The organism is Affinirhizobium lemnae (genome assembly GCF_022968395.1).
GTDB classification, from domain to species: domain Bacteria; phylum Pseudomonadota; class Alphaproteobacteria; order Rhizobiales; family Rhizobiaceae; genus Neorhizobium; species Neorhizobium lemnae.
Window position 1 is genome coordinate 26,595 of sequence record NZ_JALJQZ010000014.1, and the last position, 26,208, is coordinate 52,802.

The 26,208-nt window shown below is 54.5% G+C and carries 27 protein-coding genes; 17 read left to right on the forward strand and 10 right to left on the reverse strand.

The window, feature by feature from the left end; translation table 11 throughout:
• Nucleotide 1 precedes the first annotated feature (1 nt).
• Nucleotides 2-1,045 (forward strand): DNA polymerase III subunit delta, encoded by a 1,044-nt coding sequence (gene holA / locus MUU53_RS11110; protein ID WP_247260963.1) that lies wholly within the window; start codon nucleotides 2-4, stop codon nucleotides 1,043-1,045.
• 87 nt (nucleotides 1,046-1,132) lie between these two features.
• Here the strand turns inward: holA and MUU53_RS11115 are convergent, their stop codons facing one another.
• The 8 genes from MUU53_RS11115 to hemE all read right to left on the reverse strand — a co-directional run bounded on the left by MUU53_RS11115 (nucleotide 1,133) and on the right by hemE (nucleotide 9,750).
• Nucleotides 1,133-2,014: a ParB/RepB/Spo0J family partition protein gene (locus tag MUU53_RS11115; protein WP_247260964.1), complete on the reverse strand. Its 882-nt coding sequence runs from the start codon at nucleotides 2,012-2,014 to the stop codon at nucleotides 1,133-1,135.
• Nucleotides 2,015-2,051: 37 nt separating this feature from the next.
• Nucleotides 2,052-2,843 carry a ParA family protein gene (locus MUU53_RS11120; RefSeq protein WP_137133656.1) on the reverse strand — a complete coding sequence of 264 codons (792 nt, stop codon included), beginning with the start codon at nucleotides 2,841-2,843 and terminating at the stop codon, nucleotides 2,052-2,054.
• Between the two features lie 18 nt (nucleotides 2,844-2,861).
• A complete protein-coding gene (gene rsmG, locus MUU53_RS11125) occupies nucleotides 2,862-3,482 on the reverse strand; it encodes a 16S rRNA (guanine(527)-N(7))-methyltransferase RsmG (RefSeq protein ID WP_247260965.1) in 621 nt (206 codons plus the stop codon).
• Between the two features lies 1 nt (nucleotide 3,483).
• The gene (mnmG, locus tag MUU53_RS11130) at nucleotides 3,484-5,361 is read right to left on the reverse strand and encodes a tRNA uridine-5-carboxymethylaminomethyl(34) synthesis enzyme MnmG (RefSeq protein ID WP_247260966.1); all 1,878 of its coding nucleotides are present in this window, start codon (nucleotides 5,359-5,361) and stop codon (nucleotides 3,484-3,486) included.
• 36 nt (nucleotides 5,362-5,397) lie between these two features.
• Nucleotides 5,398-6,702 carry a tRNA uridine-5-carboxymethylaminomethyl(34) synthesis GTPase MnmE gene (mnmE, locus tag MUU53_RS11135; RefSeq protein WP_247260967.1) on the reverse strand — a complete coding sequence of 435 codons (1,305 nt, stop codon included), beginning with the start codon at nucleotides 6,700-6,702 and terminating at the stop codon, nucleotides 5,398-5,400.
• Nucleotides 6,703-6,748: 46 nt separating this feature from the next.
• Nucleotides 6,749-8,014 carry a transcription termination factor Rho gene (gene rho, locus MUU53_RS11140; RefSeq protein ID WP_137133652.1) on the reverse strand — a complete coding sequence of 422 codons (1,266 nt, stop codon included), beginning with the start codon at nucleotides 8,012-8,014 and terminating at the stop codon, nucleotides 6,749-6,751.
• 160 nt (nucleotides 8,015-8,174) lie between these two features.
• On the reverse strand, nucleotides 8,175-8,720 hold the full coding sequence (gene hemJ / locus MUU53_RS11145) for a protoporphyrinogen oxidase HemJ (protein WP_247260968.1): 546 nt from the start codon (nucleotides 8,718-8,720) through the stop codon (nucleotides 8,175-8,177).
• A complete protein-coding gene (hemE, locus tag MUU53_RS11150; RefSeq protein WP_247260969.1) occupies nucleotides 8,713-9,750 on the reverse strand; it encodes a uroporphyrinogen decarboxylase in 1,038 nt (345 codons plus the stop codon). The genes hemJ and hemE overlap by 8 nt, the downstream gene beginning before the upstream one ends.
• Before the next feature lie 401 nt (nucleotides 9,751-10,151).
• Between hemE and MUU53_RS11155 the strand changes: the two genes are divergently transcribed.
• Genes MUU53_RS11155 through dnaQ form a run of 5 tightly spaced genes read left to right on the forward strand, consistent with a single transcriptional unit; the run spans nucleotide 10,152 to nucleotide 13,744 of the window.
• Entirely contained in the window at nucleotides 10,152-10,973 is an 822-nt protein-coding gene (locus MUU53_RS11155; protein ID WP_247260970.1) for a pyruvate, water dikinase regulatory protein, read from the forward strand.
• A gap of 28 nt (nucleotides 10,974-11,001) precedes the next feature.
• Nucleotides 11,002-11,601 (forward strand): Maf-like protein, encoded by a 600-nt coding sequence (locus MUU53_RS11160; protein WP_247260971.1) that lies wholly within the window; start codon nucleotides 11,002-11,004, stop codon nucleotides 11,599-11,601.
• Nucleotides 11,594-12,445 carry a shikimate dehydrogenase gene (locus MUU53_RS11165; protein ID WP_247260972.1) on the forward strand — a complete coding sequence of 284 codons (852 nt, stop codon included), beginning with the start codon at nucleotides 11,594-11,596 and terminating at the stop codon, nucleotides 12,443-12,445. The genes MUU53_RS11160 and MUU53_RS11165 overlap by 8 nt, the downstream gene beginning before the upstream one ends.
• Nucleotides 12,442-13,053: a dephospho-CoA kinase gene (coaE, locus tag MUU53_RS11170; protein WP_247260973.1), complete on the forward strand. Its 612-nt coding sequence runs from the start codon at nucleotides 12,442-12,444 to the stop codon at nucleotides 13,051-13,053. Before MUU53_RS11165 ends, coaE begins: the two co-directional genes overlap by 4 nt.
• Nucleotides 13,046-13,744 (forward strand): DNA polymerase III subunit epsilon, encoded by a 699-nt coding sequence (gene dnaQ / locus MUU53_RS11175; RefSeq protein WP_247260974.1) that lies wholly within the window; start codon nucleotides 13,046-13,048, stop codon nucleotides 13,742-13,744. The genes coaE and dnaQ overlap by 8 nt, the downstream gene beginning before the upstream one ends.
• A gap of 93 nt (nucleotides 13,745-13,837) precedes the next feature.
• Here the strand turns inward: dnaQ and secB are convergent, their stop codons facing one another.
• A complete protein-coding gene (gene secB / locus MUU53_RS11180) occupies nucleotides 13,838-14,299 on the reverse strand; it encodes a protein-export chaperone SecB (RefSeq protein WP_062557277.1) in 462 nt (153 codons plus the stop codon).
• A gap of 83 nt (nucleotides 14,300-14,382) precedes the next feature.
• Complete coding sequence (locus MUU53_RS11185; protein ID WP_247260975.1) at nucleotides 14,383-14,895, reverse strand: FxsA family protein; 513 nt, start codon at nucleotides 14,893-14,895, stop codon at nucleotides 14,383-14,385.
• A gap of 116 nt (nucleotides 14,896-15,011) precedes the next feature.
• Between MUU53_RS11185 and MUU53_RS11190 the strand changes: the two genes are divergently transcribed.
• From MUU53_RS11190 to trpA, 11 genes are all read left to right on the forward strand, one after another.
• Entirely contained in the window at nucleotides 15,012-15,710 is a 699-nt protein-coding gene (locus tag MUU53_RS11190; RefSeq protein ID WP_247260976.1) for a Tim44/TimA family putative adaptor protein, read from the forward strand.
• Entirely contained in the window at nucleotides 15,707-16,825 is a 1,119-nt protein-coding gene (gene mltA, locus MUU53_RS11195; protein WP_247260977.1) for a murein transglycosylase A, read from the forward strand. The genes MUU53_RS11190 and mltA overlap by 4 nt, the downstream gene beginning before the upstream one ends.
• On the forward strand, nucleotides 16,822-17,376 hold the full coding sequence (locus tag MUU53_RS11200; RefSeq protein ID WP_247260978.1) for a Smr/MutS family protein: 555 nt from the start codon (nucleotides 16,822-16,824) through the stop codon (nucleotides 17,374-17,376). Before mltA ends, MUU53_RS11200 begins: the two co-directional genes overlap by 4 nt.
• Nucleotides 17,373-17,738 carry a helix-turn-helix domain-containing protein gene (locus MUU53_RS11205; RefSeq protein WP_247260979.1) on the forward strand — a complete coding sequence of 122 codons (366 nt, stop codon included), beginning with the start codon at nucleotides 17,373-17,375 and terminating at the stop codon, nucleotides 17,736-17,738. The genes MUU53_RS11200 and MUU53_RS11205 overlap by 4 nt, the downstream gene beginning before the upstream one ends.
• A 131-nt stretch (nucleotides 17,739-17,869) precedes the next feature.
• Nucleotides 17,870-20,296 (forward strand): DNA topoisomerase (ATP-hydrolyzing) subunit B, encoded by a 2,427-nt coding sequence (gene gyrB, locus MUU53_RS11210; protein ID WP_247260980.1) that lies wholly within the window; start codon nucleotides 17,870-17,872, stop codon nucleotides 20,294-20,296.
• 295 nt (nucleotides 20,297-20,591) lie between these two features.
• The gene (locus tag MUU53_RS11215) at nucleotides 20,592-21,872 is read left to right on the forward strand and encodes a polyhydroxyalkanoate depolymerase (RefSeq protein WP_062557283.1); all 1,281 of its coding nucleotides are present in this window, start codon (nucleotides 20,592-20,594) and stop codon (nucleotides 21,870-21,872) included.
• 154 nt (nucleotides 21,873-22,026) lie between these two features.
• Nucleotides 22,027-22,446 carry a DUF2852 domain-containing protein gene (locus tag MUU53_RS11220; RefSeq protein ID WP_247260981.1) on the forward strand — a complete coding sequence of 140 codons (420 nt, stop codon included), beginning with the start codon at nucleotides 22,027-22,029 and terminating at the stop codon, nucleotides 22,444-22,446.
• A gap of 203 nt (nucleotides 22,447-22,649) precedes the next feature.
• Nucleotides 22,650-23,420: a M48 family metallopeptidase gene (locus MUU53_RS11225; RefSeq protein WP_247260982.1), complete on the forward strand. Its 771-nt coding sequence runs from the start codon at nucleotides 22,650-22,652 to the stop codon at nucleotides 23,418-23,420.
• A gap of 56 nt (nucleotides 23,421-23,476) precedes the next feature.
• Nucleotides 23,477-24,148 (forward strand): phosphoribosylanthranilate isomerase, encoded by a 672-nt coding sequence (locus MUU53_RS11230; protein WP_247260983.1) that lies wholly within the window; start codon nucleotides 23,477-23,479, stop codon nucleotides 24,146-24,148.
• Nucleotides 24,145-25,365 (forward strand): tryptophan synthase subunit beta, encoded by a 1,221-nt coding sequence (gene trpB / locus MUU53_RS11235; RefSeq protein ID WP_137133634.1) that lies wholly within the window; start codon nucleotides 24,145-24,147, stop codon nucleotides 25,363-25,365. The genes MUU53_RS11230 and trpB overlap by 4 nt, the downstream gene beginning before the upstream one ends.
• A gap of 2 nt (nucleotides 25,366-25,367) precedes the next feature.
• Entirely contained in the window at nucleotides 25,368-26,207 is an 840-nt protein-coding gene (gene trpA, locus MUU53_RS11240; RefSeq protein ID WP_247260984.1) for a tryptophan synthase subunit alpha, read from the forward strand.
• Nucleotide 26,208: the final 1 nt, after the last annotated feature.

The window sequence follows — 26,208 nt, forward strand, 5'->3', positions numbered from 1 at the left end:
TATGGCCGAAATCAAAGCGCACGAATTTGATCGGTTGCTCTCACGAGCAACCGAACTCTATCGTATTTTCCTAGTCTATGGCCCTGATAAAGGTCTAGTGTCGGAACGTGCGAAGATGCTTGCGGAAAAAGCAGGCGTAAACGTCGATGACCCCTTTTCCTATACGCGTCTCGATCTATTGGAACTGCAGGGGGATCCTGGCCGGCTGATCGACGAAGTCAACTCACTTGGTTTGTTTGGCGGGCAAAAAGTCATTCACCTACGCGGATCGGGCTCTGAGAAGATTGTGGCTGACGCGGTTGCGACAATCGACTCAGGCCGAATTCCCGACAACATACTGATCATCGAAGGTGGCGATCTGAAGAAGGGTAGCGCTCTGCGAAAAAATGCAGAGCAAGCGAAAATGGCCGTCTCCATTCCGTGCTATTCAGACGATGTAAAGGCGCTCAATGCCTTGATCGATCAGGAATTGACACAAGCTGATCTTCGGATCACTCCCGAAGCTCGCACTACCCTGCTTGAAGCACTCGGTGGAGATCGTGTCGCATCTCGAAACGAGATACGAAAACTAGTCCTTTACTGTATGCAGCTGAAGCAAATCGAGCAGTACCACGTGACCGATATCATCGGAGACGCAAGTGCCATCTCGGCTGATGATGCAGTGGATTGTGTCCTGGCGGGTGACCTTGACGGTCTTCACCGCGCAATCCAGAAAATTGTCCAATCTAAGCAGCCGATCTTTCTTGTTTTGCAGTCCTGCTTACGAACATTCCAAATGCTCGATGCGATGAGAGCAGAAATGGAAGAGAAGCGTTTGCAGAGCGCTCAAATCATGCAAACCTCAGGTCGCCATATTCATTTCAAGCGTAAGCCTTTAATGGAGAAGGCACTGAGAAATTGGTCATCAACTTCATTGGCCCGTGAGACGCAGAGGCTGCACACCGCGATTTATCAGTCACGTCAGCAGGCACAGTTGGATGACTCGATAGCGTTTCAGACGCTCCTTGCATCGGCGCTTCAATCTCAGCGCGCAAACAGATCCTAACATGCCGGCTGTCGCTTCCCTCTATCAGCGCTGAGGCCGCATTGAAAATCTGACAGAAAGACCTCATAAGCCGGCTTAACAAGACGTTCAGCGTCGTTCCAGCAACCGGCAAACCTCTTCCAGCTGCTCCAACGTCTTATAGTTGATCTTGATATGTCCGCTACCACCCCTGTGACTGATCTTGATTTCAAGACCAAGAGAGTCGCTCAACGACCGTTCAAGAGCAAGCGTATCTGAATCTTTGTTTTGTATCGGAGCAAGCTTTGGCGGCTCTGACTGCGCCTTGATGTCATTTTGCGCGAGGCGCTCGGCATCCCGAACAGACATACCCTTATTGACAATGACCTTCGCCAATCCGGTGGGATCGGAGGTGGAGACAAGTGCACGAGCATGACCGGCTGACAGTTTGCCGCCGGCCAGCAAATCGCGAACAGGCTCCGGAAGCTTCAGCAGGCGCAAACTATTTGCAACATGGCTTCTGCTCTTACCGATGATTTCGCCAAGATCATTCTGTGTATAGCCATGCTCGGCGATCAGTTGCTCGTAGCCGAGAGCCTCTTCCAGCGGATTGAGATCGGAGCGTTGGACATTCTCAACAATTGCGATTTCCAACGCTGTACGATCATCCACATCACGCACGATAACCGGAATTTCAATAAGCCCAGCCAACTGGGCTGCACGCCATCGGCGCTCGCCAGCAATAATCTCAAAACCTGAAGGAATTGTACGCACGACAACTGGCTGCACGATCCCGTGTTGCCGCAATGACGCAGCGAGATCATGCAATTCCGCCTCATCGAACATCCGACGAGGGTTTCGAGGATTTCGGGTAATCAGCTCGATTGGAACGAGGCGATCTGGATTCACGGGTTTTGCTTGTTGTTCGCCCAAAGGGGCGACCTGATCCATTTCCCCAATGAGGGCAGCCAGGCCACGCCCAAGACGGCGCCGTGAAGGATCATCAACCACTGTACTGGTTCCTATTTTTTCCGTTCAAACGTCCTGATCAAGCCGCCTTACGACGGCGCTCTCTCTGGATAACTTCAGATGCTAACTGAAGATAGGCTTGGCTACCGGCGCATTTAAGGTCGTACAAGATAGCGGGCTTGCCATAGGATGGCGCTTCCGACACTCGAACATTCCGAGGTATCAATGTGTGATAAACCTTGTCACCCAGGTATGTTCGCACATCATTGACGACCTGCTGTGCGAGATTGTTTCTCGCATCGAACATTGTCAGAACGATTCCCTGAATATCCAGATGCGGATTCACGCTCTGCCGAACCTGATCTACAGTTTCAAGCAATTGACTCAGCCCTTCCAAGGCAAAGAACTCACATTGGAGCGGCACAAGCACCGAATGCGCGGCCGTCATTGCGTTGACAGTGAGAAGATTGAAAGATGGCGGGCAATCAAGCAGGACGTAGCTGTATCCTTGCGCATCCGGTTGGGACAGAGCTCGACGCAGACGGAATGCTCGATCGCTTTCGCGACCAATCTCCATCTCCAAGCCTAGGAGATCCATCGTAGAGGGGACGATTGAAAGATTTGGAACTGCGGTTGCCACAACTGCCTCGCTCACAGACGCATTTCCCATCATCACATCGAATGAGGACAGATGACGATTGCGCCGATCAATACCGAGGCCCGTGCTTGCATTTCCTTGCGGATCCAGATCAACGATCAAGACATGCTCACCAATTGCAGCCAGTGCTGTCGCAAGGTTGATGGCAGTCGTTGTCTTTCCCACGCCACCCTTTTGGTTCGCTATTGCAATAATGCGATTAGGTTCCTGCATTTTGACACCCGCGACCTGTTACGATGCGCGCTTGAGACCTGAGATCTGTAGCACGACTGAATCTTCTTCCACTTGGCTTGCGTGTTTTAACAGATCAAAGGTCCAACTTCTATTGGCTTTCAAAACCTCTGTTTGATAATCCCGCCCTTTGTGAAGATAAGCGGTGACACCCGACCTATTCTGCATCCATGGACTGCAGTAATCGAGCAGAAGCGGAAGTTCCGCGAGAGCCCTTGCCGAAATCGCATTGATGTCTTTTGAAATGACGGCAGGCGCGTCTTCAATCCTCACTGTATGGACGGAGCCACGAGCACCGGTTTCGCTGAGTACAGTTCGTAAGAACGAAGCCTTTTTGTGATTGCTCTCCACAAGATCTACCCAGCCAGACCCTGTTTCTGCCAAGAGAATAGCTGTGATAACTCCTGGAAAACCACCGCCAGACCCGAGATCAAGCCATTGGCAGGGTTCAGGATTGAGCTGATAGATTTGAGCGCTGTCTGCAAAATGGCGGCTCCAAAGATCGCCTTTAGTCGAGGGCGCGACTAAATTGATGGCTTTCGCCCATTTGTTAAACAGCTCGGCATACGTATTGAGTCGCTCTTCTGTTTCACGTGAAACAGCCATCCCGTTTAACTTCATCTTATGCGCTCGCTTCCAGCTCATCGGCGGGACGGTTAAATCGACGGACCAACGTCAGCAGCAACGCGAGTGCCGCTGGCGTCATACCGTCCACCTTAGATGCCTGTGCAATATTTCTCGGCTTCACCTTGGAAAGCTTTATTCGCAGCTCATTCGACAAACCTGAAATTGCACCATAATCAAAATCATCCGGAATGACTCGCTCTTCGTCCGCGCGAACCGCTTCCACGCTTTGACGCTGACGATCAAGATAGACCGCATAGCCAGCTTCAATTTCCAGGGCCTCTTTTGCCTTTGTAGAACACGCACCAAGTTCTGGCCAAATGCGCATAACGGTATCGAAAGAGATGTCTGGATAAGCGAGCAAATCATAGCCGCTTCTGCGTTGTCCATCCTGATTCAGGTGAACATCGAATGCAGCAGCCTGATTGGGTGTGATCTGACTGTTTTGCAGGACAGATCTGAAATGATAGAGTTCATTTTCAAATGACGTGAACCGCTCTTGACGGTCAAGTCCGACTAGCCCTAACGCGTTTCCGATTGGCGTCAGACGCGCATCCGCATTATCGGCTCTCAGCGTCAAGCGATACTCTGCTCGGGATGTGAACATCCGATAAGGTTCTGTGACCCCTTTGCTCGTCAGGTCATCGACCATCACACCAATATAGGAGTCGGTGCGACTGAACATGAAAGAGTCCTGCCCGCCAGCCCGCCGGGCGGCGTTCAACCCAGCAACCAACCCCTGTGCTGCAGCTTCCTCATAACCTGTCGTGCCATTGATTTGGCCAGCCAGAAACAATCCCTCCACGGTGCGAACCTGAAGATCAGCACCTAGCTCTCGAGGATCGACATGGTCATACTCGATAGCATAACCTGGCTGGAGTATATTAACCTGCTCCAAACCGGGGATCGTTCGGATGAATTCGTCCTGCACGTCGGCAGGCAAGGATGTCGATATCCCGTTCGGATAGACCGTGTCATCATCAAGTCCTTCCGGTTCCAGGAAAATCTGATGACCGTCCCGTTCACCGAATCTCACGATCTTGTCCTCGATCGACGGACAATAGCGTGGACCTACTCCACTAATTTGACCGGAATACATTGCGGACTTGTGGATATTGTCTGAAATGATTTTGTGCGTTTGATCGGTCGTCCGGGTTACACCACATTCTATCTGCCGATTCGTGATGTGGTCCGTCATAAAGGAAAATGGCACTGGCTGATCGTCGGCGGCCTGTTTACCGATGGATTGCCAATCAATTGTTCGACCGTCCAGGCGGGCTGGGGTTCCAGTTTTGAGTCGACCAAGCTTGATACCGAGATGCTCGAAAGTCCGTGATAGACCAAGAGAGGGATCCTCTCCGACGCGTCCAGCTGGTCTCGTTTCGTTTCCGATATGGATCATTCCGCGCAAGAAGGTGCCGGTTGTAACGACGACCGCCCGACAGGAGAGTTGCCTACCGTCGGCTAGAACGAGACCGGATATAAGGCGATCATTCAAGATAAGATCGAAAGCATCGCCCTCGATGACCACAAGATTGGGCGTCTCTGAAATGGCATTTTGCATTGCTTCGCGATACAGACGCCGATCAGCCTGTGTACGGGGACCACGTACGGCGGGCCCCTTCTTGCGGTTCAGCAGTCGAAACTGAATACCGGCACGATCGGCGACCCGACCCATGAGACCATCGAGCGCATCGACCTCTCTGACGAGGTGGCCTTTGCCCAAACCGCCAATGGCCGGGTTACAGGACATCACGCCGATGGTCTCTCGCTTATGCGTAACGAGCGCTGTTTTGGCACCTAGTCGAGCAGCAGCAGATGCAGCCTCACAGCCGGCGTGGCCACCGCCGATTACAATCACGTCAAATTTGGTCATAGCGTCCACTCTGCGTCTAGCAGTGTTTCACGTGAGTCACTTGCCGATACAAAACTCGGAGAAGATGACCCCAAGTAGATCTTCAACATCCACGCGACCGGTAATCCGGCCGAGCTCGTCGGAGGCCAGGCGCAAGCTCTCAGCCCTAAGCACGATATCGCTTTGCTTTAACGCGTCTTCAATGAAAATGGAAGCCTGTTGGAGATGCGAGATATGACGCAATCGTCCAACGCCGAGCGACGATATGGCTTCCCAGCTTTGCTTTAGCTCTTGCAGAATCAATGAACGGAGATGGTCGATGGTCTGTGGAAGGCTGACGCTGATGTAAGCATCATAATGCGTGTCTCCGAGAGGATGCAAATCGGCTTTGGTTCCAACACGCAACCGTTTTGCATCGGTCAAAAATGACGTTTGTTCCGCTGGTGAATCGATCTCACTGAGATCAAGAACGAGGTCTGCTGATTCAACCGCTCGCCTCGCTCGCCTGACACCCTCACGCTCAACCACGTCATCGGTCTCTCGGATTCCGGCGGTATCAACCAGTCTGACAAGGAACCCGTCCATATCCAGCTCGACCTCAATGAGGTCACGAGTCGTGCCCGCGAGCGAGGTAACAATCGCGACGTCTCGCCCAGAAAGGGCGTTAATGAGACTGGACTTTCCGGCATTGGGTGGACCGGCGATAACGACATTGAAGCCGTCCCGGACCAAACGACCGCTCTGAGTGGCGGTCACCTGCTTTAGGATCTCACGGTGGAGAAGCGTAATATCGGGCCATATCCGGTCCGAAACACTTCCCGGTACATCCTCTTCGTCAGCAAAATCGAGTTCGGCCTCGATCATGGCGCGAGCGTGGGTCAGACGGTTTGCCCAACCTTGATACAATAGGGACAATCCGCCGCTTGCCTGTTCAATGGCCAGCCTTCGCTGCATTTCCGTGTCTGCGGCGATGAGATCGCCCAGGCCCTCGACCTCGACAAGATCCATCTTCCCATTGCGAAAGGCACGTCGGGTGAATTCTCCAGCTTCGGCAGCAATGCAGCCTTGTTCCAGGAGTTCACGGCTGATTGCTGCTACAATGGCGCGACCTCCGTGAATCTGAAGTTCAACGCAGTCCTCGCCAGTGAACGAAGCTGGACCAGGGAACGTCAGAATGAGACCTTGATCGATTTTGGAATTGTTTCGATCCCGAATCGTTCTGAGGTTCATTCCTCTGATTCTGTTCAATGAACCAGCCATCCGGCCGACGATATCAAACGCAGAAGGTCCAGAGATGCGTATAACCGCAACTCCGGATGGGGCAGAGCCGGATGATAGCGCGAATATTGTAGGAACGACCATACAGCCTCACAGGCCGAATCCGGCTAATTGCTGAATTCTGCTTGAATCAGGTGTTCATCGAATCGAAGAAATCACCGTTGTTCTTGGTCTGCTTGAGTTTGTCGATGAGGAACTCGATGGCATCGGTTGTTCCCATCGGCGCAAGAATACGCCGGAGCACGAAGATCTTCTGAAGATCCTGGCGCGGAACGAGGAGGTCTTCCTTACGGGTACCTGACTTGAGAATGTCCATCGCCGGGAAGATGCGCTTGTCAGCAACCTTGCGGTCCAGAACAATTTCAGAATTGCCCGTACCCTTGAACTCTTCGAAGATCACTTCGTCCATACGGCTGCCAGTATCGATGAGAGCGGTCGCGATGATCGTCAGCGAGCCGCCTTCTTCAATGTTTCGGGCCGCACCAAAGAAACGCTTCGGGCGTTGCAAGGCGTTGGCATCAACACCACCGGTCAAGACCTTGCCGGATGACGGCACAACCGTGTTGTAGGCTCGACCAAGTCGGGTGATGGAGTCGAGCAGAATGACAACATCTCGACCGTGCTCGACAAGACGCTTCGCCTTTTCGATGACCATTTCAGCGACCTGAACGTGGCGTACTGCGGGTTCATCGAACGTGGAGGAAATAACTTCGCCGCGAACGGAACGCTGCATGTCCGTCACTTCTTCCGGACGTTCGTCGATCAGCAGAACGATAAGATAGCATTCGGGATGATTTGCAGTGATGGAATGAGCAATATTTTGTAGCAGAACCGTTTTACCGGTTCTCGGGGGTGCCACGATCAGACCGCGTTGGCCTTTACCCAATGGAGCGACCAGATCGATCACGCGTGATGACAGATCCTTCGATGTCGGGATGTCCTGCTCCATCTTGAAGCGTTCGTTCGGATAAAGCGGCGTCAGGTTATCGAAGTGAACCTTATGGCGGATTTTTTCCGGATCATCGAAATTGATCGTGTTGACCTTTAGAAGTGCGAAATAACGTTCGCCTTCCTTGGGCCCACGGATCGGTCCTTCGACAGTGTCGCCGGTCTTCAGCGAGAAACGGCGAATCTGCGAAGGGGAGATGTAGATATCATCCGGACCAGGCAGATAATTCGCATTGGCCGATCGCAAGAAGCCGAAGCCATCCTGCAGAACTTCCACAACGCCTTCACCGATGATTTCGACGTCCTGGCTCGCAAGAACTTTCAATATTGCGAACATGAGCTCTTGCTTTCGCATAGTGCTCGCGTTCTCGACCTCCAGTGATTCGGCAAAGGTCAGCAAATCAGTCGGTGATTTGCTCTTGAGTTCTTGAAGCTTCATTTCAGCCATGAAGAAGGGACCGCTTTGAATTTGAATGGGAATTTGGCGTGATGCTGAGGTGCGTCACCGCGAGCGCCGCGGAAGTCAGACTGTACAGACAAGCCATGGGGATGAGTGAAGTAGAAATAGCCGCTTCACCGGCGACCTGCAAGGGGTACGCGCTCAAATCTTAAGCGAAGGGCTTCACGATCACGAGGATTACGATCAGAATCATCAATACGGTCGGGATTTCGTTCATCATTCGCCAGTAGCGCGCAGGCTTTCTAGGCGCGTCCTTCGCAAATCGTCTTACCCAATGCGACTGATGGACATGAGCCAGGGTCAGCAGAACGACAGCCAGAATTTTGGCATGCAGCCAGCCTCCCTGAAACCGGAAGCCTTCCCAGGCAAGATACAGCCCGAAGAGCCATGAAATCATCATGGCCGGATTCATGATGACCTTGAGCAAGCGTTGCTCCATCACCTTGAACGTTTCAGACTGGACAGAGCCCTCCGGCGCATCGGTGTGATAAATGAAGAGCCTGGGCATGTAGAAAAGACCGGCCATCCACGAAATCACGGCGATGACGTGAAAGGCCTTTGCCCAAAGATAGAACTGATCTGGCACCAGGATGTAGGGTAAAGCGAGAAGCGCCAGAAACACCACGAGCGCGATGGCAGCCTTGAAACGGGCTCGACGTCCAGTCGCTTCATGCGTTTGCAGCTCGTCAGCCATTGTGAGATCCGCGAACTTGAGCAACGAGTTGTGTCACATGGTCCGGGTTAGCCTCCGGCGTGATACCATGGCCGAGATTGAAAACGAGTGGTCCGCTACCCAACACCTGGAGGATGGCATCTATACCCTCCTCCAGCGCCCGACCGCCTGCTACAACGCGCATCGGATCCAGATTGCCCTGAACAGGGCCATCCTTCTGCAGTTCTGCCGCAAAACTCAGAGGCACAGACCAGTCTAGTCCGATCATATCAGCGCCTGTCTGCTGCCCATAGTGTTTCAGGTTCATCCCGGCGCCTTTGGCAAAGGCAATGATCTTCGCTCCTGGACGACGGGCTTTCACAGACGCAATCATGCGAGCGACCGGCTTGACCGCAAATTCCTGGAACTCATCTTCACCCAGAACACCCGCCCAGGAATCAAAGATCTGCACCGCATCGGCGCCCGCATCGATCTGGGCAACCAGATAGTCGGCAGAAATATCGGCCAGAAATTCCAGAAGATACTGGAACCGTTCACGGTGACGATAGCCAAACAGCCGTGCCGGTGCTTGATCCGGTGTCCCACGGCCGGCGATCATATAGGTAGCGACGGTCCATGGTGCACCACAGAATCCCAGGAGCGTTGTCTCTTCTGGAAGACTACGGCGAATGCTGGAAACAGCCTGCATGACGGGGGTGAGATGCGACAGAACGTTCTTGCCGTCCAAAGCGGCAATGCCTGCTTCGTCGATCGGATCCATGCGAGGGCCTTCGCCCTCGACGAAACGCACGTTACGCTTCAGCGCGTCCGGTATCACGAGGATATCTGAGAACAGGATTGCAGCGTCAAACCCATAGCGACGGATGGGTTGAAGTGTCACTTCCGTGGCCAGTTCGGGAGAATAGCAAAGCTGCAGAAAGCTTCCCGCTTGCTTGCGCGTCTCTCGATATTCCGGCAGATAACGCCCAGCCTGTCTCATAAGCCAGATCGGTGGAGGCGAGACAGTCGCTCCGTCCAGAACTTCGAGAAGCTTGCGTCTCACAGCGCTCACGACCGTCTCCCTTAAAATAAAGAAATCTAGAATCTTTAGATTTTCTGATTCTTAGAGTCGGTGACTATCAGGGATAAAGTCTGTTGCACAGATCGTCCCGTTTCCTCGCTTCAGCAAAAGACAATCACGCTGGGAAGAAGCAAATGTACCCAATAGTGGGGACAACTCATTTTACGGATGAAAATCAGTCACATATCGCAACGACCAGCCCTTTCACTTTGTGGATAACTTCGGAAAAGCCATGATCTGCGCCATATTGTCCACATTTCCCACAGCGGCTGGATAAGCTATCGGTTGCCGGACCCAAATGTGGATAAGTCGGCTGTTATCCCGCTCCCGGATACCTCGGTCCCAATAACGGCCTGTCTATCCCAGGTTATGAACAGCGAAGCGAGATTAGCGTGGAGAACCGCAGAAACTTCTTCCATCTCCATCTGATATCTGACTCAACGGGAGAGACGCTGATCTCTGCGGGCAGGGCAGCATCTGCCCAGTTTCGTGGCGCCAATCCGATCGAGCATGTCTATCCACTCATTCGGAACAAGCAGCAGCTACTGCCGGTTCTGGAGCATATCGACGAAAAGCCGGGTATCGTGCTCTACACCATCGTTGACCAGTTACTTGCAGACTATGTCGATCAACGCTGCAAGGAATTGGGAGTTCCGTCGGTCAATTTGCTTGAGCCGGTGCTTGCGGTATTTCAGGCCTATCTGGGATCACGCTCACGTCGTCGCGTTGGAGCGCAGCACGTCCTGAATGCCGATTACTTTCGACGCATTGAGGCTCTGGATTTCGCCATGGATCATGACGATGGTCAGATGGCTGAAGAGTATGATGAGGCTGACGTCGTGATCGTCGGGATCAGCCGCACGTCGAAGACGCCCACCAGCATTTATCTCGCCAATCGTGGAATCAAGGTCGCGAACGTACCGCTCGTGCCGGGTACACCTTTACCGGAAAGTCTGTTGAAAGCGACCAAGCCCCTGATCGTCGGTCTGGTTGCGACGACCGATCGTATTTCACAGGTCAGGGAGAACAGGGAACTCGGCCAGACCAAGGGTTTTGACCCCAGCCCTTATACAGACCGTGCAAGTATCATTGAGGAGCTTAAGTACGCACGCGCCGTGTGCGCGCGCCACCAATGGCCCGTTATCGATGTCTCTCGTCGTTCTATTGAAGAAACGGCTGCGGCTATCGTTGCTCTACGCCCGAAGCTGCGCTAACCGAAAACGGAAGCAACGAGGTGCCGCCTTGCAACCGAAACTCATTCTGGCTTCGTCCAGTCCTTTTCGCCGCAGCTTGATGGAAAACGCCGGACTGGTGTTTGAATGGTCTGCTGCCAATATAGACGAGCGAAAAATTGAAGCTGAGCTGCAGGAAAGTGCAGCAGGCCCCAGAGAGGTAGCGCAGCATCTCTCGCGCGCAAAAGCGATGGATGTCAGCCAACGGTATCCGGATGCTTTTGTCATCGGTTCAGATCAGACCATGTCTCTCGGCGAGCACGTCTTTCACAAGCCTAAGAACCGCGAAGAGGCAAAAGCGACCTTGATCGCCCTCTCCGGCAACGTTCATTATCTGAATAGCGGAATCTCCATTGTCCGCAGCAGTCATGTTGAATGGGAAGGGGTATTCTCGGCCTCCCTCCATGTCCGCGAGCTTTCGGACAGATTTATCGAACGCTATCTTGATCGCGTTGGAGACAAGGTCATGACAAGCGTGGGAGCGTATCAGCTCGAAGGAGAGGGGATCCATCTCTTCTCACGCATTGACGGCGACTATTTCACCATCCTTGGTCTCCCCATGCTTCCTCTTTTAGAGGCCCTCCGAAATCTGGGAGTGATTGATGTCTGATTCACGTGAAACGTTAACCGCTTTCGTGGTCGGTCATCCCATCCATCATTCACGCTCGCCGATGATCCATACGCATTGGCTACATGGTTTTGGAATAGCCGGCGAATATCGAGCGATTGACGTGGCTCCGGAGCAGTTTGAGACTTTCTTCGCTGACCTTCGGACCTCGAAAAAGTTTCGTGGTGGGAACGTCACCATTCCTCATAAGGAAGTCGCATGCAAACTTGCTGACCGACCGGATGAACTTGCTCAGGAACTTGGGGCGGCCAATACCCTGTGGGTCACCGATGGTTTGGTCCACGCGACTAATACAGACGGATATGGTTTTGTTGCCAATCTCGATCAGCGAGCACCAGGCTGGGCGAAGGCCGACAAGGCCGTCATCCTTGGAGCAGGTGGCGCCAGCCGCGCTGTGATTCAGGCGGTGCGTGATCGAAAGATTGGCGAAATCCATGTCGTCAACCGTACGGTGGAAAGGGCGAGGGAACTGGCCGACCGGTTTGGCTCCCGTGTTCATGCGCATGAGATGGGTGCCTTGCGCGAGGTCATGAGCGGAGCAGGCCTCTTCATCAATACCACCTCTCTTGGCATGGACGGACAGGAGTCGATTGCAATTGATTTTACGGGCATGCAGAACGATGCGATTGTCACCGATATTGTCTACGTGCCGCTGAAGACCTCGATGCTTAAAGAGGCGGAACGGCAGGGAAAGACGACCGTGGATGGACTGGGCATGTTGCTCAATCAGGCAGTTCCCGGTTTTGAGAAATGGTTTGGCAAGCGACCGGCGGTCGATGAGCAACTGCGTCAGCTCGTCATTTCGGATATGGACAAGCACCAATGATCCGCATTGGCCTTACTGGCTCGATTGGCATGGGAAAATCCACGACTGCGAAGCTGTTTGCCGAGCAGGGCGTGCCGGTTAATGATGCCGATCAGGTTGTCCACGAACTCTATGCCGGGAGTGCCGTGGCAGCTATCGAAAATAGTTTTCCCGGTACCTCCCAAAACGGCGTGGTGAACAGAACCGAATTATCCCGCCAACTTGCACTCCACCCTGAACGCTTCAAGGAACTGGAGGCCATCATCCATCCGCTTGTGCGCGAGCGTGAGCGCGCCTTTCTTGAGCGGCAGCAATCCGTTGGCCAGAATATCGTTCTTCTGGATATTCCGCTGCTGTTTGAAACGGGCGCGGAAGACCGGGTTGACGTCATCGTTGTCGTGAGTTGCGAGGCGGACCTGCAGAGGCAGCGCGTTTTGGCGAGGCCGGGCATGACGGCAGAGAAATTCGACCTGATTCTCTCTCGTCAGATGCCGGATATTGAAAAGCGCAAACGCGCAGACTTTGTCATTGATACAGGGCAAGGCATCGAGGAAGCGCGTCGTCAGGTCATACAGGTCTTGAAGACAATTCGCTCAGCGGCGAACGAGGAAGCGGAAAATCATGCGTGAGATCATATTCGATACGGAAACCACAGGTCTTGAAACAAGAGCTGATCGTGTGATCGAAATCGGTGGCATCGAGCTCCTCAACCATTTTCCGACCGGTCGGACCTTTCATGTCTACATCAACCCAGGCGACCGCAAGGTCCATCCGGATGCTTTGGCAGTTCATGGGATCACAGACGATTTCCTCAAGGACAAGCCGGTCTTCGCCGAAATTGTTGATGATCTGAGAACCTTCTTCGACGGTGCGAAATGGATCGCTCATAACGCAACATTCGATATGGGTTTCATCAATGCCGAGTTTGACAGGCTCGGGATCCCGCCCGTTTCTCCGGAACATGTCATCGACACTTTGGCGCTGGCCCGCCGAAAGCATCCCATTGGACCAAATTCTCTGGATGCTCTCTGCCGACGTTACGGGATAGACAACTCCCATCGCACGAAACACGGGGCACTTCTCGACTCCGAGCTTCTTGCCGAAGTGTACATTGAAATGATCGGCGGAAGGCAAGCAGCTCTGGTGCTGGGTGGATCTGAAGCTGCGCGAACGATCAATGAGGCTGACGACATCGAGGTCACAATCTCCGCCCGCCCGAGACCCCTCGCGCCCCGGCTGACGCAAGTCGAAATCGAGGCGCATCAGGCCATGATCGGCAGTATTGGGGCAAAGGCCCTTTGGACCCGCTACTCCTCCTGATACCGGTTGTTGGCGCATCCGCCTCTGTCAGTGCGATCGTCACAAAAAAAGCCCGGTCGATGCCGGGCTTTTGAATGTTCGTGAATGGGAATGTCAGCTGTTCAACGAGGAACGTGACTCTTCCTGGGCAAGACGCTGTGCAAACATCTGGCCGAAATCGATCGGGTCGATCATCAGCGGTGGGAAGCCGCCATTGCGCGTGACATCAGAGATGATCTGACGCGCGAACGGGAAGAGCAGCCGCGGGCATTCGATGAAAAGCACCGGCAGCATATGTTCCTGCGGGAATCCAGTGATGCGGAAAACGCCGCCGTAAACCAGTTCCGTTGCAAAGACGACCTTATCGCCATCCTTGGCTTCCGCGCTGAGCGACAGCACGACATCGAATTCCGTATCGGACAGCGGGTTCGCGTTGACGTTCACATTGATATTGATGCCGGGAGCCTTGTCGCGTGCCTGCAGTGAACGCGGAGCGCCTGGATTTTCGAAGGACAGGTCCTTCGTGTACTGCGCAAGAATTGTGAGGGATGGGTTCTGATCGTCTTCATTGGCCATTGGCTGTTCCTCGGCTTTATCTTTAGCGCCGTCTATCACTTCAGTGTGACCCTTACAACCCGTTCGCAGGGTTGCGGACAAGGCTAGGAGCCGAGTTTCGGGTCGTTCGGATCCGGTCCCGAAGACCAGGGCGATGATGGATTCGGTTTACGTTGATACTCGTTGTCTTCGAGGTCGATAACCTGTTCGCGCATCGTTGATGAGGGGTTCGCGCCGGACGTCTGCGTAAACGAAGACCTGACGACGATCCGCTGCGCCATGCGCTTCCAGATCCAGCGACGAATGAAGGGGACGAACAGGATCAATCCCACGATATCCGTAATGAATCCCGGAATTATCAAGAGGATAGCGCCAACAACCATCATGGCTCCGTGGCCAATTGTTTCCGCTGGAACACGCCCAAGTCGACTGTCGGCCTGAACTTGCCGCAAAACTCCGAGACCCTGGACACGTAGGAGCAACGTTCCCACCAGCCCGGACAGGATGATCAGGCCAAGCGTTCCGAACACACCCAACCATTTTCCAACAATGACGAAGCCTGCGATCTCTGCCAGCGGCAAAGCAAGGAGGACCAAAGGAAAAAAAGTGTTGCGCATGGCAATGTGTCGACTCGCGTTTCAAGACGTTTGAAGTCCTCAGCACTATTTGAATGCAGGACAGTTCAGACTATATGAGGTGTACAAAGAGATATTCCAACCAACTGCGGGTGAAAATGGGCGCGAACGACTTTATAACTTTGTTCTTTCTGGTCGCCGCTGTGCTGATCTTTCTGCAGCTGAGAAGCGTCCTTGGACGCAGGACTGGCCACGAAAAACCCCCTGCCGATCCCTTCAGCGCGCGCCAATCAATCAAAACCACTGGCAGTGAGGAAGAAAAGGTCGTTACTCTGCCTCGACGGGAGACGGTTGACGAAGAGCAGCGCTGGGTGGAAGTCGATGCGATTGCGAAGCCCGGGACCGAATTGAATGAGGGTCTGCGCCATCTGATCAAGGCAGATCCCTCCTTCCGTCCCAAGGATTTTCTCAACGGTGCCAGAATGGCCTATGAGATGATCGTCATGGCTTTTGCTGATGGAGACAGGAAGACCCTGAAGGGGCTTCTTTCGAAGGAAGTCTACGACGGCTTCAATGCGGCCATCACCGAGCGCGAAGCGCGTGGTGAGGTCATCAAGTCCACGTTCGTCGGAATAGACAAGACAGACTTTCTGCAAGCGGCCATCAAGGATCAGGAAGAGCTGATCACGTTGAAAATCGTCAGCCAGCTCATTTCGGCGACCTACGACCGCGACAACAAGATTGTCGATGGTGATGCGGAAACTGTCGGCGAGGTGATCGACATCTGGACTTTCGCGCGCGACATTCGCTCGCGTGATCCAAATTGGAAACTGGTCGCGACTGAATCCGAACAATGACACATAATCTGCCGCAACTTCGTGCGATCGACTTTGCCGATGTTGAAGGCTGGAACACGGATGATCCGCGTCCCGTCTTCGAGGGTATGCGCCATTGCTTGAACTACTTGCGGCAGGGAAAGCCCTATAAGACAGGCGCGCTCGGCCTTTCCACGCAGGATTTGATTCCCTTGCTGGAGAAGGCGGAAACTCTGGGTCAACCCCAAAGCGCTGCCGGGGCGCGTACATTTTTTGAGGAAACCTGCGTTCCCTTTGCAATCTGTCCCGATGGCATCCAGACCGGCTTCGTGACCGCGTTTTACGAACCGGAAGTCGAGGTGAACGACAGGCAGGAATCCGGCTATCAATATCCGTTTTATAGTCGGCCGTCTGATCTCGTTGATGTCGATAAGACCAACCGTCCGGCAGGCATGGACCCTTACTACGCCTTTGGACGGCCAACGGCGAACGGAATTGAGCCATACCCCGATCGAAAATCCATCGATCAGGGCTATCTGGAAGGTCAGGGTCTCGAGATTGCCTGGGCGAAATCGAAGGTCGATGTCTTCTTTACGCATGTGCAGGGAGCGGCGAGGCTTCTTTATCCAGATGGCCGTGTCAAGCGGATCACTTATGCGGCAAAGGCTGGACATCCTTTTTCACCCATCGGACGTTTGCTGATCGATCGCGGTGAGATTGACGCTGCAACAGTCTCCATGCAGACGATCCGCTCATGGCTGAACGAGAATCCGACTAAACGAGACGAGGTTCTCTGGCGCAACAGGTCTTATATCTTCTTTCGGGAAGCGGACGTCAGTGACCTGGATCTCGGCCCCATTGCGGCGGCAAAAGTTCCCTTGATTGCAGGACGCTCGCTTGCTGTTGACAGACTGATCCATACATTTGGTTTTCCATTTTTTATTCGCTCGGAAAGTCTCACTCATCTTGATGATGGGCTACCCTTCGCGCGCCTAATGCTGGCCCTCGATACGGGCTCGGCGATTGTCGGTCCAACCCGCGGTGACATCTTCACAGGCTCCGGTTTCGAAGCAGGAGAGAAAGCGGGAACAGTGCGCAACAATGCGCTTTTCTTTATCTTCGTCCCGAAGCAGGCTGCGGTCAGGTTCATGCCATGAGCGGTCGCAAGCTGGATGGGGATGAGCGAATTCTGTGGGGTAAGGTCGCGCGCACCACGCGGCCTATGCCCGGGCGCCTGGAACAGCTGCTTGAATTCGAAGACGCCCTCGATGCAGAGATGCAAGAGCCTAAACAGATCTCTCCTTCGAATCCGGCTAAAAGACAGTCGGAATCTCTTGAAAGTCAGGACGGTGTTCAGAAGCCGAAAGGCCAGCATCATCCGCTGGAGCGCCCCGTCAAGCGTAAGATCGCCAGAGGTCGACTGGCACTCGAAGCGCGCATAGACCTCCATGGCATGATCCAGAGTGAGGCGCACGGCATACTTCTGGATTTCCTGTTGCGCGCCCATGAACGCGGACTGCGCCATGTGCTTGTCATTACCGGCAAAGGCAGTTCGCTTGGCAGCGAGGGTGCGCTGAAGCGGGCCGTGCCGCTGTGGTTCTCCAAGACCGAGTTTCGCTTTCTTATTTCGTCTTATGAAACGGCAGCCCGCCAGCATGGCGGTGAAGGTGCCCTGTATGTCCGCCTCAGCCGGAGAGGACAGACGTGACGCCGTTTGGCCAGGCACTGCGCGAATTACGCAGGCGCAAAGGTGTGACGCAGCAGCAGATGGCAGCGGCGCTTGGTGTGTCCTCCGCCTACCTATCTGCCTTGGAGCATGGGAGGCGCGGACGTCCCAGCTTCGATTTTCTGCAGCGCGTAGCGGGATATTTTCATATTATCTGGGATGAAGCGGAGGCACTTTTCCGCCTTGCGGAACAATCTGACCCGCGTGTGGTGATCGATACGGCAGGTCTCCCGCCCGTCTACACAGCTTTTGCCAATCATCTGGCACGGCGAATTGGCTCTCTCGAGCCAGCCGTGATAGAAGAAATGACAAAGCTGCTGGAAAATGCCGCAAATAAGGGCTAATTCGGGCTGGTTCTCCCCGGTTTTCAACGCTTGGCGCTTTGGAAACCAGGCAGGAAATTTCTATAGTCCGCGTCAGGACAACGGTGATTCGCCGCCCACCGTGCACAGCCAAAGAACAAGAAAGTTGATTGATGAGCGATACACCCGTCAGCGCGAGTGCAGAATACGGAGCCGATTCCATCAAGGTCCTCAAGGGGCTTGATGCTGTTCGGAAACGTCCGGGCATGTACATCGGCGATACGGACGATGGCTCCGGTCTGCATCACATGGTCTACGAAGTCGTGGATAATGCGATTGATGAGGCGCTCGCAGGGCACGCTGATCTGGTGACAGTGACATTGAACGCCGACGGTTCAGTCACCGTCACGGACAATGGTCGCGGTATTCCCACGGACATCCACACCGGGGAGGGCGTGTCTGCGGCCGAAGTCATCATGACGCAGCTGCATGCGGGCGGAAAATTCGACCAGAACTCCTATAAGGTCTCCGGTGGTTTGCATGGCGTGGGCGTATCGGTCGTGAACGCGCTGTCTGTAAAGCTCAGCCTGAAGATCCGTCGTAGCGGCAAAATCCATGAAATGAGCTTTACGCATGGGGTGGCGGATTCCCCCCTGGTCATCACCGGCGACTATGAAGGCCGTTCTGGTACGGAGGTCACGTTCCTGCCAAGTGCAGAAACCTTCACCAAGACCGAGTTCGACTATGGAACGCTGGAGCACCGCCTGCGGGAATTGGCATTCCTGAATTCGGGTGTTCGCATCCTTCTGACAGACAAGCGCAAGTCTGACATCCGCCAGGAAGAAATGCTTTACGACGGTGGTCTGGAAGCTTTCGTTCGCTATCTGGATCGGGCGAAGAAGCCTTTGGTTGACAAGCCGGTTGCAATTCGCGGAGAAAAGGACGGCATCACCGTCGAGGTCGCACTGTGGTGGAACGACAGCTATCATGAAAACGTGCTGTGCTTCACCAATAACATTCCGCAGCGCGATGGCGGAACGCATATGGCAGGATTCCGCGGCGCCCTGACTCGTCAGGTCACGTCTTATGCGGATTCTTCTGGCATCCTGAAAAAGGAAAAAGTCTCGCTTCAAGGGGAGGACTGCCGCGAGGGATTGACGGCCGTTCTTTCCGTAAAGGTGCCAGATCCAAAGTTCTCGTCCCAGACCAAGGACAAGCTTGTCTCATCCGAGGTGCGCCCGGTTGTTGAAAATCTGGTTAACGAGGCTCTCAGTACCTGGTTTGAAGAGCATCCGTCTGAAGCGAAAATTCTGGTCGGGAAGGTTGTCGAGGCAGCAGTTGCCCGCGAAGCTGCCCGCAAGGCGCGCGAACTGACACGTCGTAAGGGCGCGCTCGACATCGCATCGCTGCCTGGCAAGCTGGCAGACTGCTCCGAACGTGACCCGGCCAAATCGGAACTCTTTCTTGTCGAGGGTGACTCGGCTGGCGGATCCGCCAAACAGGGACGTTCACGTGAAAACCAGGCTATCCTTCCTTTGCGCGGGAAGATCCTGAATGTTGAGCGCGCGCGTTTTGATAAAATGCTGTCGAGCCAGGAAATCGGCACGCTGATCACGGCGCTTGGGACATCCATCGGCAAGGATGAATTCAATGCCGACAAGTTGCGTTATCACAAAATCATCATCATGACGGATGCTGATGTTGATGGCGCACATATTCGCACGCTGCTTTTGACCTTCTTCTTCCGCCAGATGCCGGAACTGATCGAGCGCGGTCATCTCTACATTGCCCAGCCACCACTTTATAAAGTGACACGTGGGAAATCCGTTCAGTACCTGAAGGATGAAAAGGCCCTTGAAGAGTATCTGATCGGGCAGGGTCTTGAGGATACGACCCTCACACTAGGCTCGGGGGAGGTCCGTGCTGGTGCCGATCTGCGAGACCTGATTCAGGACGCGCTTCGTCTGCGCTCTCTCCTGGATGGTCTCCATTCTCGCTACAGCCGGTCCATCGTCGAACAGGCAGCTATTGCTGGCGCTTTGAATCCGGAACTCACCGATAATCCTGCCAAGGCTCAGGAAACAGCCAATGAAGTTGCGCGCCGTCTCGATGTCATTGCAGAAGAAACCGAACGGGGCTGGTCCGGCCATGTCACGGGCGAGGGCGGAGTTCGTTTCGAACGCATGGTTCGCGGCGTCAAGGAAGTCGCCTTCATTGATGTCGCGCTCATTGGTTCGGCGGATGCGCGTCATATCGATCAGATGACCGCTCGGTTGAAGGAGATCTACGGCACGCCTCCGATCCTGACATTGAAGGACAAGACGTCGGAAATTGCCGGCCCCCGCGCCCTTTTGGACAGTATCTTCGCCGCCGGTCGCAAAGGTCTTTCCATGCAGCGGTATAAGGGCCTTGGCGAAATGAACGCTGAGCAGCTCTGGGAAACGACGCTCGATCCTAATGTGCGCTCCCTCTTGCAAGTCAAGGTGAATGACGCAACCGATGCGGATGGCCTGTTTGCGCGCCTGATGGGGGATGAGGTAGAGCCTCGGCGTGAATTCATTCAGGACAACGCGTTGAACGTCGCGAACCTCGATATCTGATCAATTTTTGTTTCACGTGAATCTTTTCTGTGGATTGATTCACGTGAAACACACTCGCCTATCCCCCAAAAGTCGCACTTTTCTCACGGAAAACGTTGCATTTTTTCTGCAGGGAACAATAGCTCTTCTGCCGACTTGATGCATTGCAGCAGGTAAAAACCAGCGCACAGCCAAGGGCCATCGCCTCTCTATGTTGCGCTGCACGCACTTCCTGTTAGTTTACTTTTCACGTGCTACTCATCTCTGATGGAATTTTCTCCTTCAGACGAAGGAAAAGAAGAAAGGTGGCGTTCGCATGTTCTACCAGCTTTATGAGTTGAACCACGCCGCGATGGCGCCCCTGCGCGCCTCGACAGAAGCCATGCGCTTCTTCTACAGCAATCCACTTAATCCGCTGTCTCAAACTCCGCTTGGCAGAAGTGTCTCGGCTTCGCTTGAAGTCTTCGAGCGCGCCACACGTCGCTATGGAAAGCCGGAATTCGGTTTGCCGACCACCACGGTCGATGGACATACCGTCAAAGTTACAGAGAAGGTGGTCTGGTCAAAGCCATTCTGCAACCTTCTCCATTTCGAGCGCGCTCTCCCAGCGTCCCGTGTGCCAGACCCCAGAATTCTGATTGTTGCGCCTATGTCCGGCCATTATGCGACGCTGCTGCGCGGCACCGTCGAAGCTCTGATGCAAGGCGCGGATGTCTACATCACAGACTGGCAGGACGCCCGCAACGTTCCGATCACGGAAGGGACGTTCGATCTCGATGATTACATCGATTACGTGATCGAAATGCTTCATCATCTGGGTCCGGATACGCATGTGGTTGCGGTTTGCCAGCCGTCCGTTCCGGTTCTTGCTGCTGTTGCAGTCATGGATGCGGCCAACGATCCATTCGTACCATCCTCCATGACGTTGATGGGCGGTCCAATCGACACGCGCATTAACCCCACGGCTGTGAACCAGTTAGCACAGGATCGCCCGCTCAAGTGGTTCAAGGACAACGTCATCATGACGGTACCATGGCCGCTCGCCGGTTTCATGCGACCTGTGTATCCAGGATTTCTACAACTTTCCGGTTTCATGTCGATGAACCTCGATCGTCACCTGATCGCCCACAAGGAATTCTACGAGCACCTGGTGAAGAACGACGGTGAGTCGGCGGAGAAGCATCGCGACTTCTACGACGAATATCTGGCGGTCATGGATCTGACAGCAGAGTTCTACCTGCAAACGGTGGACACCGTTTTCATCAAGCACGCTTTGCCGAAGGGCGAAATGATGCATCGGACCAATCCTGTCGATACGAAGGCGATCAAGAACGTCGCTCTTCTAACGATCGAGGGCGAGAACGATGACATCTCCGGCGTGGGTCAGACCCATGCTGCACAAACCATCTGCTCCAGTATTCCTGCAGAGATGCGGATGCACTACGTGCAACCTGATGTCGGCCACTACGGCGTGTTCAACGGCTCTCGCTTCCGTCGCGAAATCGCCCCACGCATTCTTTCCTTCACACGCGAACATTCAAAGGCACTGCGCAAGAACGCTCCGCCACGGGTGATCAAGGGTGGAAAGAGCGGCTGACCGGATCTTTGCTCACGTCGAATTCAGAAAATGCGACCAATGGCTTCGCCGATTGTGAAGAGCATGTTCTTGAAGCGGGTGAGCGCACTAACCACATCGAATCTCGAAAGGCCCGCATACCGCGGGCTTTTTGAGAAAAGAGGTAGTGCAACCCATGAATCAGTCAGCATTGATCCGTCCGGATTGGACTCCGGCAACCATCTCACTGATGGTTCTCGGCTTCGTCATTTTCTGGCCGCTGGGTCTAGCAATGCTCGCATACATCCTGTTCGGCGAACGACTGCGCGATTTCAAGCGAACCGCAAATGAACGAGCCGATGGGATGTTCTCGTCTTTCCGCAGATCTAGCCGTCGCTATGGCCCGTCGTACTCAACAGGCAATGTTGCGTTTGACGACTGGCGCAAGGCCGAAATGGACCGGATTGAAGAGCAACGCCGCAAGCTTGATGAAATGCGTGATGAGTTCGACAGCTATTTGCGGGAACTGCGTCGTGCAAAGGATCAGGAAGAGTTCGACCGCTTTATGCGCGAACGCTCCAACAGAGGTCCGGAAACGCATTATCCGACCGTCTAAGGAAAGGCGTTTTGCATAGCGCTTTGAACACTGTCACCGGCACCAAAGGTGCCGGTGTTTTGCAGTCAAATGCTCGCGCGAATGAGCTAAAGCGCGTCGCGATCTTTCAGATTCGCTCCTGACGCTTTAACTCGCTGTTTTGACGCATGTCGTTGTCGCAAAACCGCTTCACACTTTTGCGCGACATGCGTTAGAACAAGTCCATGTTTTCACTCCTCGGAAAACCCGCCCGAAAAAAGCCAAAGCCTCTTCGTGTTGAGGAACGTTCGCTCCAGGTTGGCGAACGGATGATGCCGCTCGTGATCAAGGAACACGCGACCGCCAGCCGGATGACATTGCGTATCGATGCGGGCGGGCGCGGTTTGAAGCTGACGATCCCGCGTGGCCTGAAAAGCAGGGAAGTTGAAGACTTTCTCGTCCGGCACGATGGCTGGTTACGAACCAAACTCGCCAAGTTCAGCGGTGATCAGACGATCCGCCCGGGCATGCGGCTGCCCTTGCGCGGAAATCTGCATCGGATTGTTCATACAGGCACGCTGCGCGGTCTGACGGAAGTCGGCATGGAAGACGGAGAGCCGGTCATTCGGGTTAGCGGCCTGGAAGATCATGTGGCTCGGAGGCTATCCGCCTTTCTGAAAAAGGAGGCGCGTTACGATCTGGAGCGCCTGGCCGCCTACCACGCAGCGAGCATCGGCAGATCGATACGCTCCATCACCATGAAAGATACGCGGAGTCGCTGGGGCTCCTGTACCTGGGACGGCAATCTTTCCTTTTCATGGCGCATCGTCATGGCACCGGATTTCGTCATAGACTATCTCGCCGCCCATGAGGTAGCGCACCTGCGCGAGATGAACCACGGTCCGGCATTCTGGGCGCTCTGCAAGTCGCTTTGTCCTCGTACGGAGGAGGCACGTCGCTGGTTGAAAACCAATGGGTCGCAACTGCACGCGCTTGACTTCGGTGAGAAGGGATAACCCTTGCCAATCCTATTTTTCTCGACTTGAACATCGATTCGTGTCACTTCGCCATCATGAAACCAGACATTAAAATTTGCGGTCTCAAAACATCTGACGCGGTCAATCTGGCCGTTGCCCGCGGCGCTACGCATATCGGCTTCATTTTCTTTGAAAAAAGCCCGCGCCATATCGATCCGCTTCTTGCCGGGACGCTTGCCGATCTTGTGCGCGGCAAGGCCAAAATCGTTGCCGTAACCGTCGATGCGGATAATGATGAACTGGAAGAAATCATCGCCTTCCTCAAGCCGGACATACTTCAGCTTCATGGTAGCGAAACTGCCGAGCGCGTCCTGAACATCAAGGCCGTGTTTGGGCTGCCGGTGATGAAGGCTTTTTCCGTGCGCACGGTCGATGATCTGCGCAAGATCGAAGCCTACGAAGGGCTCGCCGATCGTTTTCTGTTCGACGCAAAGCCGCCAACCGGTTCAGAGCTTCCGGGCGGTAACGGTGTCTCGTTTGACTGGGATATCATGGCCGCGCTTGACGAAGGCGTGGATTACATGCTTTCCGGTGGCCTCAACAAGGAGAATGTGGGAGCGGCGCTGTCCAAGACCCACGCTCCCGGCATCGATATTTCCTCCGGCGTGGAAAGCGCGCCTGGTGTGAAGGATCTGGACAAGATGAACGCCTTTTTCGATGCAATCGAAAAATGGCGACTTAATGCATCAGAGGGAGTTGCACAGTGAACCAGCCGCTCAAGCCGAATTCGTTTCGCGCCGGTCCCGATGAGGACGGTCGTTTTGGCATCTATGGCGGCCGCTTCGTCGCTGAAACCCTAATGCCTCTCATCCTTGATTTGCAGGACGAGTGGAACAAGGCGAAGACCGATGTGGAATTCCAGAAGGAACTGGCGCATCTGGGCACACATTACATCGGTCGTCCAAGCCCGCTTTATTTCGCAGAGCGTCTGACGGCCGAACTTGGTGGCGCGAAGATCTACTTCAAGCGCGATGAGCTGAACCACACAGGCAGCCACAAGATCAACAACTGTATCGGCCAGATCCTGCTTGCAAAGCGTATGGGCAAGAAGCGCATCATTGCAGAGACGGGTGCCGGTCAGCACGGCGTCGCCTCTGCAACGGTTGCTGCCCGTTTCGGTCTGCCTTGCGTCGTCTACATGGGTGCAACGGACGTCGAGCGGCAGGCGCCGAACGTTTTCCGTATGAAGCTTTTGGGCGCTGAAGTGAAGCCTGTGACATCTGGTCATGGCACGCTGAAGGACGCCATGAACGAGGCGTTGCGTGATTGGGTCACCAATGTTGATGACACATATTACATTATCGGTACGGCGGCAGGCCCGCACCCCTATCCGGAAATGGTTCGCGAATTCCAGTCGGTCATCGGCAAGGAAGCACGCGAACAGATGTTGGCAGCCGAAGGGCGCTTGCCCGATATGCTGGTCGCAGCAGTCGGCGGCGGCTCAAACGCGATCGGTCTGTTCCATCCCTTCCTGGATGATGATGCGGTCAGCATCGTTGGCGTCGAAGCAGGCGGCAAGGGTCTTGAAGGTGAGGAGCACTGCGCTTCACTCACCGCAGGCCGTCCTGGTGTCCTGCATGGGAACCGTACCTATCTGCTTCAGGATAATGACGGGCAGATCAAGGAAGGCCATTCCATCTCGGCTGGCCTTGATTATCCGGGCATCGGGCCCGAGCATTCCTGGCTGAAGGATACCGGTCGCGTCGAATATGTGCCGATCAAGGATGACGAAGCTCTGGCAGCTTTCCAGCTTCTCACGCGAACGGAAGGCATTATCCCGGCGCTGGAACCCAGCCACGCGCTGGCGGAAGTCATCAAGCGCGCGCCGAAGATGGACAAAGACCAGATCATCCTGATGAACCTCTGTGGCCGCGGCGATAAGGACATCTTTACTGTCGGCAAAATTCTTGGAATGGGTCTCTGATCATGACTGCACGTATGGACAAGCGTTTTGCTGATTTGAAGGCTGAGGGACGCCCGGGGCTCATCACATATTTCATGGGCGGAGATCCGGATTTTGAGACCTCGCTGGGTATCATGAAGGCCCTCCCGGAGGCCGGCGCGGATGTGATCGAGCTTGGCATGCCTTTCTCAGATCCGATGGCCGATGGCCCCGCCATTCAGATGGCAGGCCACCGCGCCTTGGCAAAGGGCCAGACACTGGCACGTACGCTGGACATGGCGCGTGAGTTCCGCGAGACAGATCAGAACACGCCGATTGTCCTGATGGGTTATTACAATCCCATCTACAACATGGGCGTCGAAACCTTTCTAGATGAAGCGGTTGCGGCGGGCATTGATGGCCTGATCGTTGTTGACCTGCCACCGGAAATGGATGACGAACTTTGCATCCCGGCGCTGGCGCGAGACATAAACTTCATTCGTCTCGCAACGCCGACGACCGATGATCGTCGCCTTCCCAAGGTACTCGAAAACACATCCGGTTTTGTCTACTATGTGTCGATGAACGGTATCACCGGCTCGGCTCTTCCGGATCTCTCCAAGATTGCGGGTGCCGTCCATCGTATCAAGTCCCATACGGATTTGCCGGTCTGCGTTGGCTTTGGCGTCAAGACAGCCGATCATGCCAAGGCAATCGGTGCCGCTGCGGATGGAGTTGTTGTCGGCTCCGCCATTGTTGCGCAGGTTGCAGGCAGCCTGACTGCGGATGGCGAGGCCACCGAGCATACGATTTCAGCCGTTGCGACGCTTGTTCGCGGCCTTGCGAGTGGCGTGCGGTCCGCACGTCTTGTCGCAGCCGAGTAAG

Bases quoted from the DNA above. Each gene is read 5' to 3' on its own strand.
- holA (WP_247260963.1), top strand. From the start codon at position 2: ATGGCCGAAATCAAAGCGCACGAATTTGATCGGTTGCTCTCACGAGCA.
- MUU53_RS11120 (WP_137133656.1), bottom strand. From the start codon at position 2,843: ATGCAGGAACCTAATCGCATTATTGCAATAGCGAACCAAAAGGGTGGC.
- rsmG (WP_247260965.1), bottom strand. From the start codon at position 3,482: ATGAAGTTAAACGGGATGGCTGTTTCACGTGAAACAGAAGAGCGACTC.
- mnmG (WP_247260966.1), bottom strand. From the start codon at position 5,361: ATGACCAAATTTGACGTGATTGTAATCGGCGGTGGCCACGCCGGCTGT.
- mnmE (WP_247260967.1), bottom strand. From the start codon at position 6,702: ATGGTCGTTCCTACAATATTCGCGCTATCATCCGGCTCTGCCCCATCC.
- rho (WP_137133652.1), bottom strand. From the start codon at position 8,014: ATGGCTGAAATGAAGCTTCAAGAACTCAAGAGCAAATCACCGACTGAT.
- hemJ (WP_247260968.1), bottom strand. From the start codon at position 8,720: ATGGCTGACGAGCTGCAAACGCATGAAGCGACTGGACGTCGAGCCCGT.
- MUU53_RS11165 (WP_247260972.1), top strand. From the start codon at position 11,594: ATGTCTGATTCACGTGAAACGTTAACCGCTTTCGTGGTCGGTCATCCC.
- coaE (WP_247260973.1), top strand. From the start codon at position 12,442: ATGATCCGCATTGGCCTTACTGGCTCGATTGGCATGGGAAAATCCACG.
- dnaQ (WP_247260974.1), top strand. From the start codon at position 13,046: ATGCGTGAGATCATATTCGATACGGAAACCACAGGTCTTGAAACAAGA.
- secB (WP_062557277.1), bottom strand. From the start codon at position 14,299: ATGGCCAATGAAGACGATCAGAACCCATCCCTCACAATTCTTGCGCAG.
- MUU53_RS11185 (WP_247260975.1), bottom strand. From the start codon at position 14,895: ATGCGCAACACTTTTTTTCCTTTGGTCCTCCTTGCTTTGCCGCTGGCA.
- MUU53_RS11190 (WP_247260976.1), top strand. From the start codon at position 15,012: ATGGGCGCGAACGACTTTATAACTTTGTTCTTTCTGGTCGCCGCTGTG.
- mltA (WP_247260977.1), top strand. From the start codon at position 15,707: ATGACACATAATCTGCCGCAACTTCGTGCGATCGACTTTGCCGATGTT.
- MUU53_RS11200 (WP_247260978.1), top strand. From the start codon at position 16,822: ATGAGCGGTCGCAAGCTGGATGGGGATGAGCGAATTCTGTGGGGTAAG.
- gyrB (WP_247260980.1), top strand. From the start codon at position 17,870: ATGAGCGATACACCCGTCAGCGCGAGTGCAGAATACGGAGCCGATTCC.
- MUU53_RS11215 (WP_062557283.1), top strand. From the start codon at position 20,592: ATGTTCTACCAGCTTTATGAGTTGAACCACGCCGCGATGGCGCCCCTG.
- MUU53_RS11220 (WP_247260981.1), top strand. From the start codon at position 22,027: ATGAATCAGTCAGCATTGATCCGTCCGGATTGGACTCCGGCAACCATC.
- MUU53_RS11225 (WP_247260982.1), top strand. From the start codon at position 22,650: ATGTTTTCACTCCTCGGAAAACCCGCCCGAAAAAAGCCAAAGCCTCTT.
- MUU53_RS11230 (WP_247260983.1), top strand. From the start codon at position 23,477: ATGAAACCAGACATTAAAATTTGCGGTCTCAAAACATCTGACGCGGTC.
- trpA (WP_247260984.1), top strand. From the start codon at position 25,368: ATGACTGCACGTATGGACAAGCGTTTTGCTGATTTGAAGGCTGAGGGA.